The sequence below is a fragment of the Pseudomonas sp. Os17 genome (genome assembly GCF_001547895.1).
GTDB lineage: Bacteria > Pseudomonadota > Gammaproteobacteria > Pseudomonadales > Pseudomonadaceae > Aquipseudomonas.
Genome location: NZ_AP014627.1, coordinates 3,642,497 through 3,660,523, shown reverse-complemented (window position 1 = coordinate 3,660,523; position 18,027 = coordinate 3,642,497). Strand labels below are relative to the sequence as shown.

At 64.9% G+C, this 18,027-nt stretch carries 16 protein-coding genes; 11 read left to right on the top strand and 5 right to left on the bottom strand.

What is annotated here, in order from left to right:
• Positions 1-34 precede the first annotated feature (34 nt).
• Complete coding sequence (locus POS17_RS15960; protein ID WP_060839472.1) at positions 35-547, top strand: GNAT family N-acetyltransferase; 513 nt, start codon at positions 35-37, stop codon at positions 545-547.
• Positions 548-758: 211 nt separating this feature from the next.
• Here POS17_RS15960 and POS17_RS15955 read toward each other — a convergent pair whose 3' ends face one another.
• Positions 759-1,451, bottom strand: coding sequence for an aspartate/glutamate racemase family protein (locus POS17_RS15955; protein WP_060839471.1), 693 nt, complete (start codon positions 1,449-1,451; stop codon positions 759-761).
• A 78-nt stretch (positions 1,452-1,529) separates the two neighbouring features.
• Between POS17_RS15955 and POS17_RS15950 the strand changes: the two genes are divergently transcribed.
• The gene (locus tag POS17_RS15950) at positions 1,530-2,336 is read left to right on the top strand and encodes a helix-turn-helix domain-containing protein (RefSeq protein ID WP_060839470.1); all 807 of its coding nucleotides are present in this window, start codon (positions 1,530-1,532) and stop codon (positions 2,334-2,336) included.
• A 172-nt stretch (positions 2,337-2,508) separates the two neighbouring features.
• Positions 2,509-3,000 carry a hypothetical protein gene (locus POS17_RS15945; protein ID WP_060839469.1) on the top strand — a complete coding sequence of 164 codons (492 nt, stop codon included), beginning with the start codon at positions 2,509-2,511 and terminating at the stop codon, positions 2,998-3,000.
• Between the two features lie 166 nt (positions 3,001-3,166).
• Here POS17_RS15945 and POS17_RS15940 read toward each other — a convergent pair whose 3' ends face one another.
• On the bottom strand, positions 3,167-3,385 hold the full coding sequence (locus POS17_RS15940; RefSeq protein ID WP_060839468.1) for a hypothetical protein: 219 nt from the start codon (positions 3,383-3,385) through the stop codon (positions 3,167-3,169).
• 59 nt (positions 3,386-3,444) lie between these two features.
• Positions 3,445-4,872, bottom strand: a complete 1,428-nt coding sequence (ccoN, locus tag POS17_RS15935; protein WP_060839467.1) for a cytochrome-c oxidase, cbb3-type subunit I — start codon at positions 4,870-4,872, stop codon at positions 3,445-3,447.
• Between the two features lie 266 nt (positions 4,873-5,138).
• On the opposite strand from ccoN, the gene POS17_RS15930 reads away from it, so the two are divergent.
• The 3 genes from POS17_RS15930 (at position 5,139) to POS17_RS15920 (ending at position 8,172) form a co-directional block, all read left to right on the top strand.
• Positions 5,139-6,812: a nitrite/sulfite reductase gene (locus POS17_RS15930; protein ID WP_060839466.1), complete on the top strand. Its 1,674-nt coding sequence runs from the start codon at positions 5,139-5,141 to the stop codon at positions 6,810-6,812.
• Complete coding sequence (locus tag POS17_RS15925; protein ID WP_060839465.1) at positions 6,809-7,303, top strand: DUF934 domain-containing protein; 495 nt, start codon at positions 6,809-6,811, stop codon at positions 7,301-7,303. Before POS17_RS15930 ends, POS17_RS15925 begins: the two co-directional genes overlap by 4 nt.
• Before the next feature lie 197 nt (positions 7,304-7,500).
• Positions 7,501-8,172, top strand: coding sequence for a DUF3313 domain-containing protein (locus tag POS17_RS15920; protein ID WP_060839464.1), 672 nt, complete (start codon positions 7,501-7,503; stop codon positions 8,170-8,172).
• A gap of 43 nt (positions 8,173-8,215) precedes the next feature.
• Here the strand turns inward: POS17_RS15920 and POS17_RS15915 are convergent, their stop codons facing one another.
• Positions 8,216-9,196: a DUF3829 domain-containing protein gene (locus POS17_RS15915; RefSeq protein WP_060839463.1), complete on the bottom strand. Its 981-nt coding sequence runs from the start codon at positions 9,194-9,196 to the stop codon at positions 8,216-8,218.
• Positions 9,193-10,818 carry a J domain-containing protein gene (locus POS17_RS15910; protein ID WP_060839462.1) on the bottom strand — a complete coding sequence of 542 codons (1,626 nt, stop codon included), beginning with the start codon at positions 10,816-10,818 and terminating at the stop codon, positions 9,193-9,195. The genes POS17_RS15915 and POS17_RS15910 overlap by 4 nt, the downstream gene beginning before the upstream one ends.
• 390 nt (positions 10,819-11,208) lie before the next feature.
• On the opposite strand from POS17_RS15910, the gene POS17_RS15905 reads away from it, so the two are divergent.
• The 5 genes from POS17_RS15905 (at position 11,209) to POS17_RS15885 (ending at position 17,907) form a co-directional block, all read left to right on the top strand.
• A complete protein-coding gene (locus tag POS17_RS15905; RefSeq protein WP_060839461.1) occupies positions 11,209-11,652 on the top strand; it encodes an SRPBCC family protein in 444 nt (147 codons plus the stop codon).
• Between the two features lie 67 nt (positions 11,653-11,719).
• The gene (locus tag POS17_RS15900) at positions 11,720-12,397 is read left to right on the top strand and encodes a type 1 glutamine amidotransferase domain-containing protein (RefSeq protein WP_060839460.1); all 678 of its coding nucleotides are present in this window, start codon (positions 11,720-11,722) and stop codon (positions 12,395-12,397) included.
• Positions 12,398-12,816: 419 nt separating this feature from the next.
• Positions 12,817-13,317, top strand: a complete 501-nt coding sequence (gene tpx / locus POS17_RS15895; protein WP_060839459.1) for a thiol peroxidase — start codon at positions 12,817-12,819, stop codon at positions 13,315-13,317.
• Positions 13,318-13,495: 178 nt separating this feature from the next.
• Positions 13,496-14,818, top strand: a complete 1,323-nt coding sequence (locus POS17_RS15890) for an MdtA/MuxA family multidrug efflux RND transporter periplasmic adaptor subunit (protein WP_060839458.1) — start codon at positions 13,496-13,498, stop codon at positions 14,816-14,818.
• Positions 14,815-17,907, top strand: a complete 3,093-nt coding sequence (locus tag POS17_RS15885; protein WP_060839457.1) for an MdtB/MuxB family multidrug efflux RND transporter permease subunit — start codon at positions 14,815-14,817, stop codon at positions 17,905-17,907. The genes POS17_RS15890 and POS17_RS15885 overlap by 4 nt, the downstream gene beginning before the upstream one ends.
• Positions 17,908-18,027: the final 120 nt, after the last annotated feature.

Below are 18,027 nucleotides of genomic sequence, written 5' to 3'. Positions count from 1 at the left end.
TCTTTGGCCATTTCCCCTTCAAGGAAGACCGGCCATGCCTAACGCCAATCCCACTATCGTTATCGAGCGTTGCACCGAAGCCCATATCGAGGGTCTGACGGCGCTGTACAGCGAACCCAGCGTGGCGGCCCAGACCCTGCAACTGCCTTATCAGTCCCGCGAGTTGTGGCGCAAGCGCGTCGGGCTGGGGCAGGAAAATGAAGGGCTGGTGGCCCTGGTGGCCCTGCACCAGGGCGCGGTGATCGGCAGTTGCAGCCTGAACCAGGTGGCGCGGGTGCGCCGCGCCCATTGCGCGGACGTGGCCATGGGGGTGTCCCCGGCCTGGCAGCGTCAGGGCGTCGGCAGCCGTCTGCTGGCGGCGGTGCTGGAGGTGGCGGATAACTGGATGAACCTGCGCCGGGTCGAACTCACGGTGTATGCCGATAACCAGCCGGCCATTGCGCTGTACCAGAAATTCGGCTTCGAAACCGAAGGCCGGCTGCGGGACTACGCCGTCCGTGGCGGGCAATTCGTTGACGTGCTGAGCATGGCGCGGCTGCGTGGTTGAGGCCGGGCTTGTGTAGCCGCTGCCGTAGGCTGCGAACGGCTCCGCAGGAGACGCAGGGATCTTGAGGCCGCCCAAGATTGACAGGCGATCGCCAAGCAAGGCCCTGCGGGCCTTTTCGCAGCCTCGCCAGGGCTCGGCAGCGGCTACAGGTCAGTGCCGAACCAGGCTTTTGTAGCCGCTGCCGCAGGCTGCGCCCTGCGGGCCTTGAGGTTCACTCCAGCAAAGCAAAATCCACCGCCGCCCGGGCATGCAGTTCGGTGGTGTCGAGCAGGGGCAGGGGGCTGTGCTCGGGCTTGAGCAGCAGGCCGATTTCCGTGCAGCCGAGGATGATCGCCTGGGCGCCGCGGGCCCTGAGTGATTCGATCACTTGCTGGTACACCCGGCGCGACGCGTCGCTGATGATCCCCACGCACAACTCTTCATAGATGATCCGGTGCACCGCCTGGCGCTCCTGCGCATCGGGCACCAGCACATTCAGTCCTTGTTGGCTCAGGCGGCTCTTGAGGAACTCCTGTTCCATGGTGAAGGCGGTGCCCAGCAGCCCGACGTTCAGGGTGCCGGCCGCCAGCGCGGCCTGGGCCGTGGGGTCGGCGATATGCAGGAAGGGCACGGCAGTGGCCGCCTGAATCTGCTCGGCCACCTTGTGCATGGTGTTGGTACAGAGCACCAGGCACTCGGCGCCGCCGTCCTGCAGGCGCTGGGCGGCGTCTATCAGGATCCGCGCCGCGTCATCCCAGCGTCCGGCATGCTGGGCCTGTTCGACAGGCCCGAAGTCGACGCTGTACATTAGCAGCCGCGCGGAACGCAGCGGCCCCAATTGATCGCGAACCTGCTGATTGATCAGGCGGTAGTATTCGGCGCTGGACTCCCAGCTCATGCCGCCAATCAGGCCGATGGTGCGCATGGGCAACTCCTCTGTGGTGTGGGTGAGTGAGCCGCAGTCTGGTCCCGCTAACGCTTGCGATCTATCAGGAAATTTCACATGCCCGAGGTGCTCGAACATCGCCTGCTGGACGGTCGCTTGCTGCTGCAACTGCTGCCGGCCGCGGCCTACAGCGCTCGTGATCCGGTGCAGTGGCAGACTCTGGGGGTGACCCTGGAGCGCCAGCGCGGGGTGCATGCCATCGACTCCGACCGGCGCGAGGATTTCGACACCTGGCCCGGCACCCTGGCCTTGACGCCCAAGGGCGTGGAAGTGTTCTCCGAATCTGCCTGTGGCGGTGAATACCTGCTGGCGCGCTGGCAGGAGCAGACGCCGCTGATCCCCGGCGAGCGCCGTCTGCAGAGTTCGGGGCATGCCCAGGCTCTGGCCCTGGGGCGTGAAGCCCGGCGCCTGCTGTTGGCGCCTGTCATCGATGAGTTGGCCCTGGAGCACTGTGCCCTGGCCTTTGTCGGTCTGTCCCAGTCCCGCCACATTGCCACGGCGCCGTTACCACGGCTGGGGCAGGTGCTGGAGCAGATGGCCGATCAGTACGCCCAGCCCTTGTCCCTGGCGCAATTGGCACTCACTTACGGTCACAACGAACTGCGACTGCTGCGGGACTTTCGCCGCGCCGTCGGCATGACGCCCCATGCCTGGATCACCGAGGTGCGGCTGCAGGCAGCCCGGCGCTTGCTGGAGCGCACGGACCTGCCGCTGGCGGCCATTGCCCACGACAGCGGCTTTGCCCACCAATCGCACCTGGGCAGCGCCTTGCGCAAAAGCCTCGGCCTGACCCCGCGCCAGTACCGGCTGCGTTTTCACTCGTGTCTCCCTGCACCTGTCCGGTATCCCAGCCGCGGGCAGTAAACGGCCCGCAGCAATATGGCGGGGGCAAGGCCGGTGCCATGCCCGCCGACGCCAGCGGCTGGAGGAATGGGCTGGCCCTGGGGTAAACACCCCAACGCCCGGGACCGGCATCTGCCATGATCAAGACCGGCGACCTGCAGTTCCCAAAGGTCGATGCCAGGGACACACCGCAATGGACGATATCCAGCAACTGGGCGAGATGCTCCGGCACTATGCTGCCAGCGAAGCCCACAAGAAGCAGCTGTTCGACAGCCAGTCATTGGTCTGGGCCCGGCGTATTCATGAGCTGTTCGGGCAGATTGAAGAGTGGCTGGCACCGGTGCGGCAGCCGGATCTGCTGGAGCTGCATCGCGAGCCTTATGTGGCCTTCAGCGCGGCATTGCCAGTGCAAAGCTCCACCTTCAACAGCGAGAAACTGACCATCAGCATTGCGGGCAAGCCGGTGGAGTTCGTCCCGGATGTGATGGGGGCCAATGGACAGATATCCCTGGCGGTGATCGGCCTGACGGCGGCACGCCTGGGCAGTGTTTCCCTGGTGGGCGAGGCCTCCGGCAGTTGGCAATGGCGCAAGACCAATGGCCTCAAGGACCCTGACACCTTCGTTTTCGACGGCAACTTCCTGGCCGCCCAATTGCAGAGCCTGATCCCCCGCGAGCGTGCCTGATGTAGGCGCCGGCTCGCCGGCGAAAGCGATCGCCGGCAAGCCGGCTCCTACGGGGCAACACGCAGCGCCGGCAACTGTAGGAGCTGGTTTGCCAGCGAAAGCGGACGCCGGCCATGTGCACGTCTTGCGGGCCTCTTCGCCGGCAAGCCGGCTCCTACGGAGTGCGTTACATGTCCAGATTGATCCAGCCCGGCTTGGGCTCTTCCGGCGCCACGGCGTTGACCTTCTTGCCTGTGGCCAGCTCGACCCGGCGCGCGACGTCGGGATCATCGGCGAAGGGAATCAGGCTGGCGTCGTCCAGGCTCTTGGCGCTCTGGTGGCGCAGGCAGTACTCGATGCAGAGGTAGAGAAACGCCACCCCCAGCAGGTTGAACAGAATATCCATCGGCCCAAGGCTCCCTGAAAAAAAACGCCGGCCACTGGGGCCGGCGGGCAAGGTTCGGCTCAGGCGATCTGCGCGTCGCTCAGGGCCAGCTTTTCATCGGAGACGCGCACGGTGCGCCAGGTGTTGTAGGCCATCAGCAACATGCCGCTGAGGAAGAACACGCCACCGGCGAAACGCACCACGAACCCCGGATGGCTGGCCACCAGGGCCTCGACGAAGGAGTAGGTGAGAGTGCCGTCTTCGTTCACCGCGCGCCACATCAGGCCCTGGGTAATGCCGTTGACCCACATCGAGGCGATGTACAGCACGGTGCCGATGGTGGCGAGCCAGAAGTGCAGGTTGATCAGCGGCACGCTGTACATCTGCTCGCGGCCGAAGACCTTGGGCACCATGTGGTAGATCGCGCCGAAGGTGATCATGGCCACCCAGCCCAGGGCCCCGGCGTGCACGTGGCCGATGGTCCAGTCGGTGTAGTGCGAGAGGGCGTTGACGGTCTTGATCGCCATCATCGGGCCTTCGAAGGTCGACATGCCGTAGAACGCCAGGGACAGCACCAGAAAGCGCAGGATCGGGTCGGTGCGCAACTTATGCCAGGCGCCCGACAGGGTCATCATGCCGTTGATCATGCCGCCCCAGCTCGGGGCCAGGAGGATCAGCGACATGGCCATGCCCAGGGACTGGGCCCAGTCCGGCAGGGCGGTGTAGTGCAGGTGGTGCGGGCCGGCCCAGATGTACAGGGTGATCAGCGCCCAGAAGTGCACGATGGACAGGCGATAGGAGTACACCGGGCGTCCGACTTGCTTGGGCACGAAGTAGTACATCATCCCGAGAAAGCCGGTGGTCAGGAAGAAGCCCACGGCGTTGTGGCCGTACCACCACTGCACCATGGCGTCGGTGGCCCCGGAATACACCGGGTAGGACTTGAACCAGTCCACCGGGATCGACAGGTGGTTGACCACGTGGAGCATGGCGATCACCAGGATGAAGGCACCGAAGAACCAGTTGCCGACATAGATGTGCTGGCTCTTGCGCCGCACCACGGTGGTGAAGAAGACGATCGCGTAGGCCACCCAGACCACCGCCATCCACACCGCGCCGGCGAATTCGATCTCGGCGTATTCCTTGGTGGTGGTGTAGCCCAGGGGCAGGGTGATCAGCATGATCACGATCACCGACTGCCAGCCCCAGAAGGTGAAGGCGGCCAGGGTGTCGGAGTACAGCCGTACCTGGCAGGTGCGCTGTACCGCGTAGTAGCTGGCGGCGAACTGGGCGCTGCCGGCGAAACCGAAGATCACCAGGCTGGTGTGCAGCGGCCGCAGGCGGCCGAAGGTGCTCCAGGGCAGATCGAGGTTCATCTCCGGCCATACCAGTTGCGAGGCGATCCACACCCCCATGGCCATGCCGATCACGCCCCATACCACGGTTGCGACGACGAATTGGCGAACCACCTTGTAGTTGTAGGCCTGTCCGATTGTTGCTGAGTTCATGGTCAATGCTTCCACGGTTGCAAAGTCTTGCCAGGCCACCCGGTCTGGCACGGGGTGCACTGTAGGAATCAGCGAGGAAACAAAACAGGCTCAGAAAAACTGCATTAATACGGATCAGATTTATCTCGTGTCCACGGTGCCGCCGTCACGGCTGATATGGTTTTTTAGTTTTTACCTGAATCTGTAACGTTCTGCGCCGCACGCGCATAGTCGCCCCCTCACAGCACGCGCCGTTAGAGCACGACCAGTTTCGATGAGGTAGGGATATGTATCAGTACGACGAATATGACCGGGCCCTGGTCTTTGAGCGGGTGGCACAGTTTCGTGATCAGGTCGAGCGCTTCATGGGTGGCCAGCTCAGTGAAGAGGAGTTCCTACCTCTGCGCCTGCAGAACGGTCTCTATATGCAGAAGCATGCGTTCATGCTGCGGGTGGCGATTCCCTACGGCACCCTGAGCGCCCGGCAGATGCGCACCCTGGCCAGCATCGCCCGGGACTTCGACCGCGGCTACGGCCACTTCACCACCCGGCAGAACCTGCAGTTCAACTGGATCGAGCTGGCCCAGGTGCCGGACATCCTGCAGCGTCTGGCCGAGGTGGAGATGCACGCCATCCAGACCTCCGGCAACTGCGTGCGCAACATCACCACCGAGGCTTTCGCCGGGGTCGCCGCCGATGAATACCTCGACCCGCGCCCGCTGGCGGAGATCCTTCGGCAGTGGTCCACCATCAACCCGGAATTCCTGTTCCTGCCGCGCAAGTTCAAGATCGCCATCTGCTCGGCCAAGCAGGACCGGGCGGCGATCATGATGCACGACATCGGTCTGTACCTGTACCGCGACCGCAGTGGCCAGATGCTGCTGCGGGTGATCGTCGGTGGCGGCCTGGGGCGCACCCCGATCCTGGGCCTGCAGATCCGCGACGGCTTGCCCTGGCAGCACCTGCTGTCCTATGTCGAGGCGGTGCTGCGGGTCTACAACCGCCACGGCCGGCGCGACAACAAGTACAAGGCGCGGATCAAGATCCTGGTCAAGGCCCTGGGCATCGAGGCCTTCGCCAAGGAAGTGGAAGAGGAGTGGCAGCACCTCAAGGACGGTCCGGCGCAGCTCACCGACGAGGAGTACCAGCGGGTGGCCAGCGCCTTTGTGCCGCCGATCTACGAGCACCTGGCGGACACCGACCTGGACTACGGCAGTCACCTGGCCGAGTCCCCGGCCTTCGCCCGCTGGGTGGCGCGCAATGTGCACCCGCACAAGGTGCCGGGCTACACCTGCGTGGTGCTGTCGACCAAGCCGGGCCCGGCGTCGCCGCCCGGGGATGTCACCGCCCAGCAGATGGAGGCGGTGGCCGATTGGTCCGAGGACTACGGTTTCGGTGAGATCCGCATTGCCCACGAACAGAACATCGTCCTGCCGGATGTGCCCAAGTCGCGGCTGTACGAGCTCTGGCAGCGGGCCTGCGAGCACGGCCTGGGCACCGCCAACGTCGGCCTGCTGACCGATATCATCGCCTGCCCGGGCGGCGACTTCTGCGCCCTGGCCAACGCCCGGTCGCTGCCGATTACCCTGGCCATCCAGCAGCGTTTCGACGACCTGGACTACCTCCACGACCTGGGGGACATCAGCCTGAACATCTCCGGCTGCATGAACGCCTGCGGTCACCACCACATCGGCAACATCGGCATCCTCGGGGTCGACAAGAACGGCAGCGAGTGGTTCCAGGTCACCCTGGGCGGGGCCAAGGGCACGGACAGCGCCCTGGGCAAGGTGATCGGCCCGTCCTTCAGCGCCGAGGAAATTCCCGAGGTGATCGAGCGCATCATCGCCACCTTCGTGCGTTACCGCGAAAGCGACGAGCCCTTCGTCGATACCCTGCAGCGCATCGGCCTGGAGCCGTTCAAGGAGCGGGTCTATCCCAAGGCTGCGGAGGCACTGGCATGAACAACCTGCTGCGTCTGCATGAAGGTGAAGCCCAGTTGGTGGAGGACGATGCCTGGAGCCTGGTGCGCGAAGTCGACGGGGCGCTGCCCGAGGGGCCGCTGATCCTGCCCCTGGCGCTGTGGCTGATCCGCCGCATCGAGCATCACCCGGCCCGGGACGGGGTGTGGATCGGTCCGGACGACGAGGTGGAGAGCCTCAAGCCCTGGCTCAAGCTGATTCCGCTGATCGCCGTGGACTTCCCCAGCTTTCGTGATGGCCGGGGCTACAGCCAGGCTTACCTGCTGCGCACCCGCCTGGGCTGGATGGGCGAATTGCGTGCTGTCGGTGACGTGCTGCGCGACCAGCTCAGCCACATGCGCCAATGCGGCTTCGACAGCTTTGCCGTGCGCGAAGACAAATGCGCCCAGGACGCCCTCAAGGGCCTGGCGGGCATGAGCGTGCTCTACGGTCGCTCGGTGATCGAACCGCGCCCATTGTTCCGCCGCCGCTGACCTCCCTGATGTAGGAGCCGACTTGCCGGTGAAAGGACCGGCGAGTCATGCGCCTGGCTGATGGCCTTGAAGACGCGAGGGGGCTCCAGGTCGCCCGGGGAGTGGGCGATAAAAAACACTCCTGGCCCGATTGGCCTTGGCTATACCTGTAACTCTCCCTCGCCAGTTCCTGGCTGCTTCACCTACAGGAGTGCCCCATGAAGCTTGCACTGATGATTGGCACGGCGTGCCTGGCCTCCCTGGCTCTGGCCGGCTGCTCCAGCAACCTGACTCAGCCCGACGAGTATTCCGGGTTTCTCCAGGATTACAGCCGCCTCAAGGAGGCCAAGTCGCCCTCCGGGGTGGAGGTGATGCGCTGGATCGATCCCAAGCTGGATGTCAGCCGGTACCGGGCGATCTATATCGAACCCACCCAGTTCTACCCTCAGCCCCAAGCCACGGCGAAGATTCCCCAGGGCACCCTCAATGCGATCAATCAGTACTACGACCAGGCCCTCAGGCGCGAGGCGGCACGCAGCCTGCCTCTGGCTCAGGGCCCCGGTCCGGGTGTGGTGGTGGTACGCGCGGCCATCACCGCGGTCAGCAGCAAGACCGAAGGCCTGAAGCCTTATGAAGTGATTCCCGTGGCGCTGGTGGCGGCGGCGGTGAGCACCGCCACCGGGATTCGCGACCAGCAGACCACCCTCGGCACCGAGGCGGTGTTTCTCGATGGCAGCAGCGGCAAGGTGATCGCCCAGGTGGTGCGCAAGGGCACCGGCAAGCCCCTGGCGAATGACAGCCAGGTGATGAAGGCCGATGACGTGAAAAACGTCATCGACGGCTGGGCCGCGGACTTCCATCAGTCGTTCGCCAAGCTCAAGGCGCGCTAGTCGCCGTCCATCCGGCGGCGGTCCAGCGAACCGCCGCCCCTTTTCAGTAATCCACCTGGGCCTGCTTGTTGTAGTAGCTGAGCAGCGAGTCGTAGGCCCGCACCACGGCGTGATAGTCCTCGCTCAGGCGCTCGGGCGCGACCCGCTCCTGCCAGTCTTCGTGCAAAGTGCGCAAGGCCTGCTGGTAGTGCAGGGCCGGCCGGGTGATCTGGCTCCACAGGTAATAGGCTGGCTGGCTGCGGCCGTTCTGCGGTCGGTTGCGCAGGGGTTGCCCGGCATCCCAGGCCTGCTGCAGATCCTGGCTGGCCTTGGCCAACTGCACCGGGGTCAGGGTTTTCTCGCGCACGCCCTGACTGAGCTGCTCCACCGTGAGCCGCGCCTGGATCATGTAGTCCAGGAGGTACCAATGGATGTCCCGCCCCAGGCGCTGTTCAAGCAGCCGCTGTTGTTCGCGTCGGGCGCCGATGTCTGCGCTGGCCAGGGCGGCGCGCAGTTCGGCGGAGGCTTGCAGGTAGCGGTCGAACCCGGGCTGGAGTCGGGCCACGGTGGCCGGATCTTCCTCGGCCGGCATGTAGGCGCCGGGCATCGCGCTGGAATGGGCGCGACGGGCCAGGTTGGCCTGGTGCAGCGCATCGATGTAGCGCTCGGCCAGGTCGATCAGCGGCGCATCGGGCTGCAGGAGGCGCAGGCGATAGAGCATGCGCGGCTCGCATTCGCGCGCGGGCAGGGTGTCCATGTTGGTTTTCGCGCTGTCGGCAAAGTCCCGGGCATTGTTCAGCAGGTCGTCGAACGCCATGCGCCAGGCCGATTGAGCGCCGTAGGTGTAGTAGCCCAGGCGCCACGGCATGTCGTACTGGTTGACGCAGTCGATCAGTGGCGCCCGGGCTGCGGCCTCGGCGCTGGCGCGGCTGTCCAGGCCCGCCAGCCAGAGTTCGAAGCGGGCGATTGGCGAGCCGGCTCCCAGGAGGGCAAACAAGCCGAAGATCAGCGCACAACCGAAGATCAGCAACGGGCGTTGGCTCATGGCCGGGCCTCCTTGGGATACCACTGGGCTTCGGTGGCGGGCGCCGCGCACTCGGCGACCTGGGCCGGCATGCGCGCGCACAGGCGTTCGGTCCATGGCTGCAGGCCCTGATAGCGCCCGGCGGTGTGGCGCTCGTCGAACCATTTGAGGGTGGCGATGGCGGCCACCAGCAGGATCAGCGCCGTGCCCAGCAGCAGGCGGCGTGGCCAGGGGTTGATGCGTTGCCAGGCGCTCAGCGGGTCGATCCGGCGTTGGCGGGCCAGGGCGACCAGCAACTGGACCCCGAGATAGGCCGGGGTGGCCAGCGGGTGGATCACCGCGCCCAGCAGGCCGCCGAGCAGCGCGACGGGCAACAGGTCGCGGATCAGTTGCATGGAGTGATAGGGCGCATGGCGCCACGGCAGGCACCGGCTGAGGCGTTCGTCCCACTGCAGCAGGCGCTGGCTCAGGGGCTGCCAGAGCCGCTGCAGCCCTTCGCCCGCGGCGCAGAAGCACAAGGACCAGACCAGCGTCACCCCGACGATCTCCCAGGGGCTGGCGTCTTGTCCGCTGTACTGGGCCACGGCGCCGGCCAGGCAAGCCAGGACCACGCCCAGCAGCATCGGCCAGCTGTCGATGGCGTGCTCCCAGTCACGCCAGAAGTAGGGATTGCCGGCCGGCATGCCGGCGGCGATGTCCGGGTAGTCGGCGGCCAGACTTGCCGCCAGCTTGTGGCAGGCCTGCCAGTCCTGGCTGCCCAGGTGCCGGGCCCAGGAACGGCGCTGGCTGAAGCCCAGGGGCGCCAGCAACAGGCGTGCGGCGCGGTGTTGCGGGGTCATGGGCGGTTCGCTGGCCAGTTGTTGCTGGCAGGCCAGGAACAGCGGGGCCTGATGGCGTTTGAGCAGGCGCGGCCAGAACACCTCCGGGCAGTTGTTGTCGGCGGCGGATCGCCAACCCTGGCCGGCGCACAGCGCCTGGAAGATCGCCACCGACCAATAGGGACTGTCCGCCAGCAATTGCGCCAGCCAGTGGTTGAACCATTGGCGATGTTGCAGGTGCAGCAGCCAGGGGTGCGCCGAGCGCTGGGCGTAGGCCTGCAGGAACGCCGTTTCATCCCTGGCCTGCAGTGCCGCGGCCAGCGGCGCCTGAACCTGTTGATACAGCTGTTGCTGCAGCTCCAGCACCAGGTATTCCGGCAGGTCCAGGCGCTGCCAGGCGCTCATCCAGCGCAGATGCTCGAAGCCCCAGTGCAGGACCGCCTCGGCCTGGGCCGGGTGTTCGACGCAATGGCGCAGCAGGGCCAGTTCGAACTCATGGGCGCAGTCCTGTTCCTGGGCCTGCCGATAGCGCTGATCGAGCTGCTCGACGTGCAGTTCCTTGAGCAGGACGGCCACCCGCTGCACCGGCGACAGCGCCGACAGCACCGGCTCGCTGGCGGCCGGGCTGTGGTCGGTGTCGCTTTCCAGGGGCTGGTTCTGCTCCCAGTCCTTGTGGGCCAGGGCTTGTTCATAGGCCTCGCGCAAGCGCTGGAAACCTTGCGGATCTTCATCCGGGCGGGTCTGTTTCAGCAGCTTGGCGTAGTGGCGCTTGATGGTGCGGGTATCCGCGGTGACCGGCAGGCCGAGTAGGGTCCAGCAACTCATTGGGCGATAGAACTCCATGCAACCCTTGGCAACATCCAGACATGACTGGAGGAAATGGCGCACCCTACCGGTTTCCCGGGTAAAAGTCCCTCGACTCGAATCCGTCTAATCAACAGCGGCAGGCGTCTGGCGATTCAGCCGAGGTGGCAGGGGCGCGCGGGTTCTGCTGTGCCGCGCTCAGTTGCGCCGGGCGGGCGCGGGGCAGGTCCGAGCGGATGGCCGTCAGTGGGAAAGGGCTGTTAAAGCGATTTGTGATTATTTCCATGCTTTATGAGTGGTTTAGTTAATGTTGTTTCTAGATTATAAAAAAGCGAATAAAAACAATTGGTTATCATGTTTATGTGATGTTGATTGTAATTATTTTGTTGGCTGAGCAAGGAGCTATCAACTATGCCTGTAGTGGAGCGCACGACTTTTCTGCCGGGCCGCAGCCCGGCCCAGGTCTTGGATTTCTGCCTCGAAGGGGCCAACTTTCCCAAGATCTTTCCCGAGCGCGTGACCCCCTTGGGGGGCATCGACATCAATGACCTGCGCATCAGTGTCGGACGCCAGTTCAGCTTCCTGCACTGGATGTTCGGTGTCATACCGGCGAAATGGACGGTGGTTATACGTGAGGTCAGCGATCGGCATTTTGTCGACGAGATGCTCAAGGGGCCGCTGCGTGCCTTTCGTCACGAACATCGGGTCGAGGCCGCCGAAGGGGGCACCCTGTACACCGACCGCGTGACTTATCGGGCCATCGGTGGCGCACCTTTGGAACGCTTGGTGGTCAACGCCTACATGGCGCGGATTTTCGATGCCCGGCACCGCAACATGTTGCGCTTGCTGGGGTGACGGCGCCGCGATGCCGTGTTTGCCCATTCCTATTCCAAGTTCAAGTTCAAGTTCAAGGAGCATGCCCATGAGCAAGAAGATACTGGTGGTCCTGACCAGCGTGGCCAAATACCCCAACCTGAACCGTGCCACCGGTCTGTGGCTGGGGGAGGCGGTGCATTTTGTGAAGAAGGTGCAAGCAGCCGGGTTCGAGGTGGATTACGTCAGTCCCAAGGGCGGCTACGTGCCGATCGATCCCCACAGCCTGGCCATGGCCGACGACACCGACTGGCAGTGGTACCAGGACAGCGCCTTCATGAGCCGCCTGGGCGCGACCTTGCAACCGTCGCAGGTCCAGGCCCGGGACTATGTGGCCATCTATTACGCCGGTGGTCATGGCGTGCTCTGGGATTTCCCCGACAACCCCGAGTTGCAGGCCCTGAGTCGCGATATCTATGAGCAGGGCGGTTACGTCAGTTCGGTCTGTCATGGCGCGGTGGGCTTGCTGAACATCAGGCTCAGCGATGGTTCGCTGTTGATCGCCGGCAAGCAGGTCACCGGGTTCTCCAATGAAGAGGAGAAGCTCGCCGAGCTGGACGCCTATGTGCCGTACCTGACCGAAACCGAACTGCTCAAGCGCGGCGCCCTGTACCAGAAGGCCGCCGAGCCCTGGGCGCCGTTTGCCGTGCAAGACCAGCGGGTGATCAGCGGACAGAACCCGGCCTCCGGTGGCCCCGTGGCGGACCTGCTGCTGGCGCACCTGTAGGAGCCGGCTTGCCGGCGAAGGGGGCCTTGAGTCTTGCGGTGCTCTGGCGGACGCCTTCGCTGGCAAGCCAGCTCCTACGCAAGCAGGTGGTGCGCGGGTTGTTGTAGGAGCCGGCTTGCCGGCGAAGGGGACCTTGAGTCTTGCGGTGCTATGGCGGACGCCTTCGCTGGCAAGCCAGCTCCTACGCCAGCAGGTGGTGCGCGGGTTGTTGTAGGAGCCGGCTTGCCGGCGAAGACGACCCTGAGCCGGATGCCAGCTTCGAAACCGCCTTGGCTGGCAAGCCAGTCCCTGCAATCTGCCAGGTTGTTGGACGATTTATCCGCCTGGCAATAGGTGCTCGCGCCGTTTCATGCTTAACTTCGGCCTCTCAAGAATGCTCATTGCTGTTCCATCATCACTGTTCAATAAGGACTCCGTTCATGGCTCAAGTCACTCTCAAAGGCAATCCGGTGCAGGTTAATGGCCAACTGCCGCAAGTCGGTTCCAAAGCGCCTGCCTTCACCCTGGTGGGCGCCGGCCTGGCCGACGTTTCCCTGAGCAGCCTTGCCGGCAAGCGCAAGGTGCTGAACATCTTCCCAAGCGTCGACACCCCGACCTGCGCCACGTCGGTGCGCAAGTTCAACGCCCAGGCCAACGATCTGGCCAACACCGTGGTGCTGTGCATCTCCGCCGACCTGCCATTCGCCCAGGCGCGCTTCTGCGGTGCCGAAGGCCTGGAAAACGTGCAGAACCTGTCGACCCTGCGCGGCCGCGAGTTCATCGAGAACTACGGCGTGGCCATCGCCGACGGCCCGCTGGCTGGCCTGACCGCCCGCGCCGTGGTGGTGCTGGATGAAAACGACACCGTGCTGCACAGCGAGCTGGTCAAGGAAATCGCCGAAGAGCCGAACTACGACGCGGCCCTGGCTGTGCTCAAGTAAGCGCTTTTACAATTATTCACGGCCTGGCTCTGTCCAGGCCGTTTTTATTTGTGCTTCAGTGGCTTAGCGCCGCACCTTAAAACGTCAGTCAAAGGTAAATTGCCGGTAAAGGCGCTTTGCTAAACCCGCTCTAGTGCTTATCGTTCAGCCTTCCTCAAAGAAGACTCCCACGCGCCCAATGGTTGATCACTCCATGCAATCCTCTGCTCCCCGCAACTCTCGTCGCTGGCTGTTCGGCCTGTTTGTCCTGCTGCTGGTGGCCGGCCTGTGCTGGAAATTCTGGCCCGCCGGCAGCGCCCCCAAAGAGGGTGCACAGGCGAAGGCCGCGGCCGGGCATACCGGACGCAGCGGCAGCCTGCGCCCCGGTTTCGGCGGTGCCAGCGGGCCGATCCCGGTGCGCGTGGCGCCGGTGACCCAGGGTGATTTCGCGGTGTACTTCAAGGCCCTGGGCACGGTGACCGCGTTGAACACCATCAATGTGCGCAGCCGGGTGGCGGGGGAACTGGTCAAGGTCAACTTCGAGGAAGGGCAGATGGTCAAGGCCGGCGACCTGCTGGCGCAGATCGATCCGCGTCCCTACCAGAACGCCTTGCTCCAGGCCGAAGGCACCTTGCTGCAGAACCAGGCCCAGCTGAAGAACGCCCAGGTCGACCTTGAGCGCTACCGCGGCCTGTATGCCCAGGACAGCATCGCCAAGCAGACCCTGGACACCGCCGCGGCGCTGGTGGGCCAGTACCAGGGCACGGTCAAGACCAATCAGGCGGCGGTCAACGACGCCAAGCTCAACCTCGAATTCACCAATATCCGCGCACCGATCGCCGGACGCGTGGGCCTGCGCCAGCTGGACGTGGGCAACCTGGTGTCGGCCAACGACACCACGGCGCTGGTGATCATCACCCAGACCCAGCCGATCAGCGTGGCCTTCACCCTGCCGGAGAACAGCCTGGACACCGTGCTCAAGCGCTACCACAGCGGCGCCAAGCTGCCGGTGGAAGCCTGGGACCGGGGCGATGTGAAGCTGCAGGCCAGCGGCGTGCTGCAAAGCCTGGACAACCAGATCGACACCACCACCGGCACCCTGAAGTTCAAGGCTCGCTTCGATAACCGCGACCAGGGCCTGTTCCCCAACCAGTTCGTCAATGTGCGGCTGCTGGCCGACACCCTGAAGAACGTGGTGCTGGCGCCTTCGGCGGCGATCCAGTTCGGCACCAACGGGACCTTCGTCTACGCCCTGGATGGCGACAACAAGGTGAAGATCCGTCAGTTGCAGGTAGGCGACAGCAACGGCGAGTCGACGGTGATCAAGGACGGCCTCAAGGCCGGCGATCGCGTGGTGATGGAAGGCACCGACCGCCTCAAGGACGGCAGCGAGGTGGAAGTGGTCAACGACAGCTCGGCCGTGCCCACCACCCCCACCGAACACCTGCAGGGCAAGCCCGCCGGTGCGCCGGCCGCGGATGGCAAGTCGGCTGATGGCAAGGCGCAAAAGGTCGGCGCATGAATTTCTCGCGACTGTTCATCCTCCGTCCGGTAGCCACCACCCTGAGCATGCTGGCCATTGTCCTGGCCGGCCTGATCGCCTATCGCCTGTTGCCGGTGTCGGCCTTGCCCCAGGTGGACTACCCGACCATCCGGGTCATGACCCTGTACCCCGGGGCCAGCCCGGACGTGATGACCAGCGCGGTCACCGCGCCCCTGGAGCGTCAGTTCGGGCAGATGCCCGGCCTGACCCAGATGGCCTCCACCAGCTCCGGCGGCGCCTCGGTGCTGACCCTGCGCTTCAGCCTCGACATCAATATGGACGTGGCCGAGCAGCAGGTGCAGGCGGCGATCAACGCCGCCACCAACCTGCTGCCCAAGGACCTGCCGGCGCCGCCGGTGTACAACAAGGTCAACCCGGCGGACACCCCGGTGCTGACCCTGGCCATCACCTCCAAGACCATGCTGCTGCCCAAGCTCAATGACCTGGTGGACACGCGCATGGCGCAGAAGATCGCCCAGATCAGCGGCGTCGGCATGGTCAGCATTGCCGGCGGCCAGCGCCAGGCGGTGCGGATCAAGGTCAACCCCGAGGCCCTGGCGGCCAACGGTCTGAACCTGGCGGACGTGCGCACCCTGATCGGTGCATCCAACGTCAACCAGCCCAAGGGCAACTTCGATGGCCCGACCCGGGTCTCGATGCTCGATGCCAACGACCAGCTGACTTCGCCCAAGGACTACGCCGAGCTGATCCTGGCCTACAAGAATGGCGCGCCACTGCGCTTGAAGGATGTCGCCGAGATCGTCGACGGCGCCGAGAACGAGCGCCTGGCGGCCTGGGCCAACGAGAACCAGGCGGTGCTGCTCAATATCCAGCGCCAGCCCGGGGCCAACGTGATCGAGGTGGTGGACCGGATCAAGGCGCTGCTGCCGAGCATCACCGACAACCTGCCGGCGGGCCTGGACGTCACGGTGCTCACCGACCGCACCCAGACCATCCGCGCCTCGGTCAAGGATGTGCAGCACGAACTGCTGATCGCCATCGCCCTGGTGGTGATGGTGACCTTCCTCTTTCTGCGCCGGGCCAGCGCCACCATCATTCCCTCGATTGCCGTGCCGCTGTCGCTGATCGGCACCTTCGGGGTGATGTACCTGGCCGGTTTTTCAGTGAACAACCTGACCCTGATGGCCCTGACCATCGCCACCGGGTTCGTGGTGGACGACGCCATCGTCATGCTGGAGAACATCTCGCGCTTCATCGAGGAGGGCGACAGTCCGCTGCAGGCGGCGCTCAAGGGCGCCAAGCAGATCGGCTTCACCCTGATCTCCCTGACCCTGTCGCTGATCGCGGTGCTGATCCCGCTGCTGTTCATGGCCGACGTGGTCGGGCGGCTGTTTCGCGAGTTCGCCATCACCCTGGCGGTGGCGATCCTGATTTCCCTGGTGGTGTCCCTGACCCTGACCCCGATGATGTGCGCGCGGTTGCTCAAGCGTGAGCCCAAGCCTGAAGAGCAGGGGCGCTTCTACCGCGCCAGCGGCGCCTGGATCGACTGGTTGATCGAAAGCTACGGGCGCAAGTTGCAGTGGGTGCTCAAGCACCAGTTCCTGACCCTGATGGTGGCCGTCGGCACCCTGGGCCTGACCGTGCTGCTGTATCTGGTGGTGCCCAAGGGCTTCTTCCCGGTGCAGGACACCGGGGTCATCCAGGGCATTTCCGAGGCGCCGCAGTCGGTGTCCTTCGCCGCCATGAGCCAGCGCCAGCAGGATCTGGCCAGGATCATCCTGCAGGACCCGGCCGTGGAAAGCCTGTCGTCCTACATCGGCGTCGACGGCGACAACGCCACCCTCAACAGCGGCCGCCTGCTGATCAACCTCAAGCCCCACGGCGAGCGTGACCTGAGCGCGGCCCAGGTGATCGCGCGGATCCAGCCCGAGGTCGACAAGCTGCTGGGCATCCGCCTGTTCATGCAACCGGTGCAGGACCTGACCATCGAAGACCGGGTCAGCCGCACCCAGTACCAGTTCAGCCTGTCGTCGCCGGATGCCGAGCTGCTGAGCCTGTGGAGCAATCGCCTGGTGGAAGCCCTGGCCCAGCGTGCGGAACTCACCGACGTGACCAGCGACCTGCAGGACAAGGGCTTGCAGGTGTACCTGGTGATCGACCGCGATGCGGCGTCCCGGGTCGGGGTTTCGGTGTCCAACATCACCGACGCCCTGTATGACGCCTTCGGTCAGCGGCAAATCTCCACCATCTATACCCAGGCCAGTCAGTACCGGGTGGTGCTCCAGGCCCAGGCCGGCGAGCGCATCGGGCCTCAGGCGCTGGAGCAGATCCACGTCAAGACCACCGACGGCGGGCAGGTGCGGCTGTCGAGCCTGGCCCATGTCGAGGAGCGTCAGGCGCAGCTGGCCATCGCCCATATCGGCCAGTTCCCGGCGGTGATGATGTCCTTCAACCTGGCCCCGGGCGTGGCCCTGGGCAAGGCGGTGAACGTCATCGAGCAGGTGCAGCAGGAGATCGGCATGCCGGTGGGGGTGCAGACCCGCTTCCAGGGCGCCGCCGAGGCCTTCCAGGCGTCGCTGTCGAGCACCTTGCTGCTGATCCTGGCGGCGGTGGTGACCATGTACATCGTGCTCGGCGTGCTCTACGAGAGCTACATCCACCCGATCACCATCCTGTCCACCTTGCCCTCGGCGGCGGTGGGCGCCTTGCTGGCGCTGATCCTCAGCGGCAACGACCTGGGCATGATCGCCATCATCGGCATCATCCTGCTGATCGGCATCGTCAAGAAGAACGCGATCATGATGATCGACTTCGCCCTCGACGCCGAACGCCACCAGGGCATGGCCCCGGAACAGGCGATCTACCAGGCGGCGCTGCTGCGCTTCCGGCCGATCCTGATGACCACCCTGGCGGCGCTGTTCGGCGCCGTGCCGCTGATGCTGGCCACCGGTTCCGGCGCCGAGTTGCGCCAGCCCCTGGGCCTGGTGATGGTCGGCGGCCTGCTGGTGAGCCAGATCCTCACCCTGTTCACGACGCCCGTTATCTACTTGTACTTCGACCGCTTGGGCCGCCGGTTTGCCAAGCCCGCCGTAGGAGAAGTGGTGTGAGGGGCGTCAGCGGCAAGCTGCACGCCGCAAGCTGCAAGCTCGATCAAAAGCAGAAGCAAGAGCGTGCACCGATCCCGCTTTTCTCTTGCCGCTTGAGGCTTGAAGCTTGGAGCGGTCGCC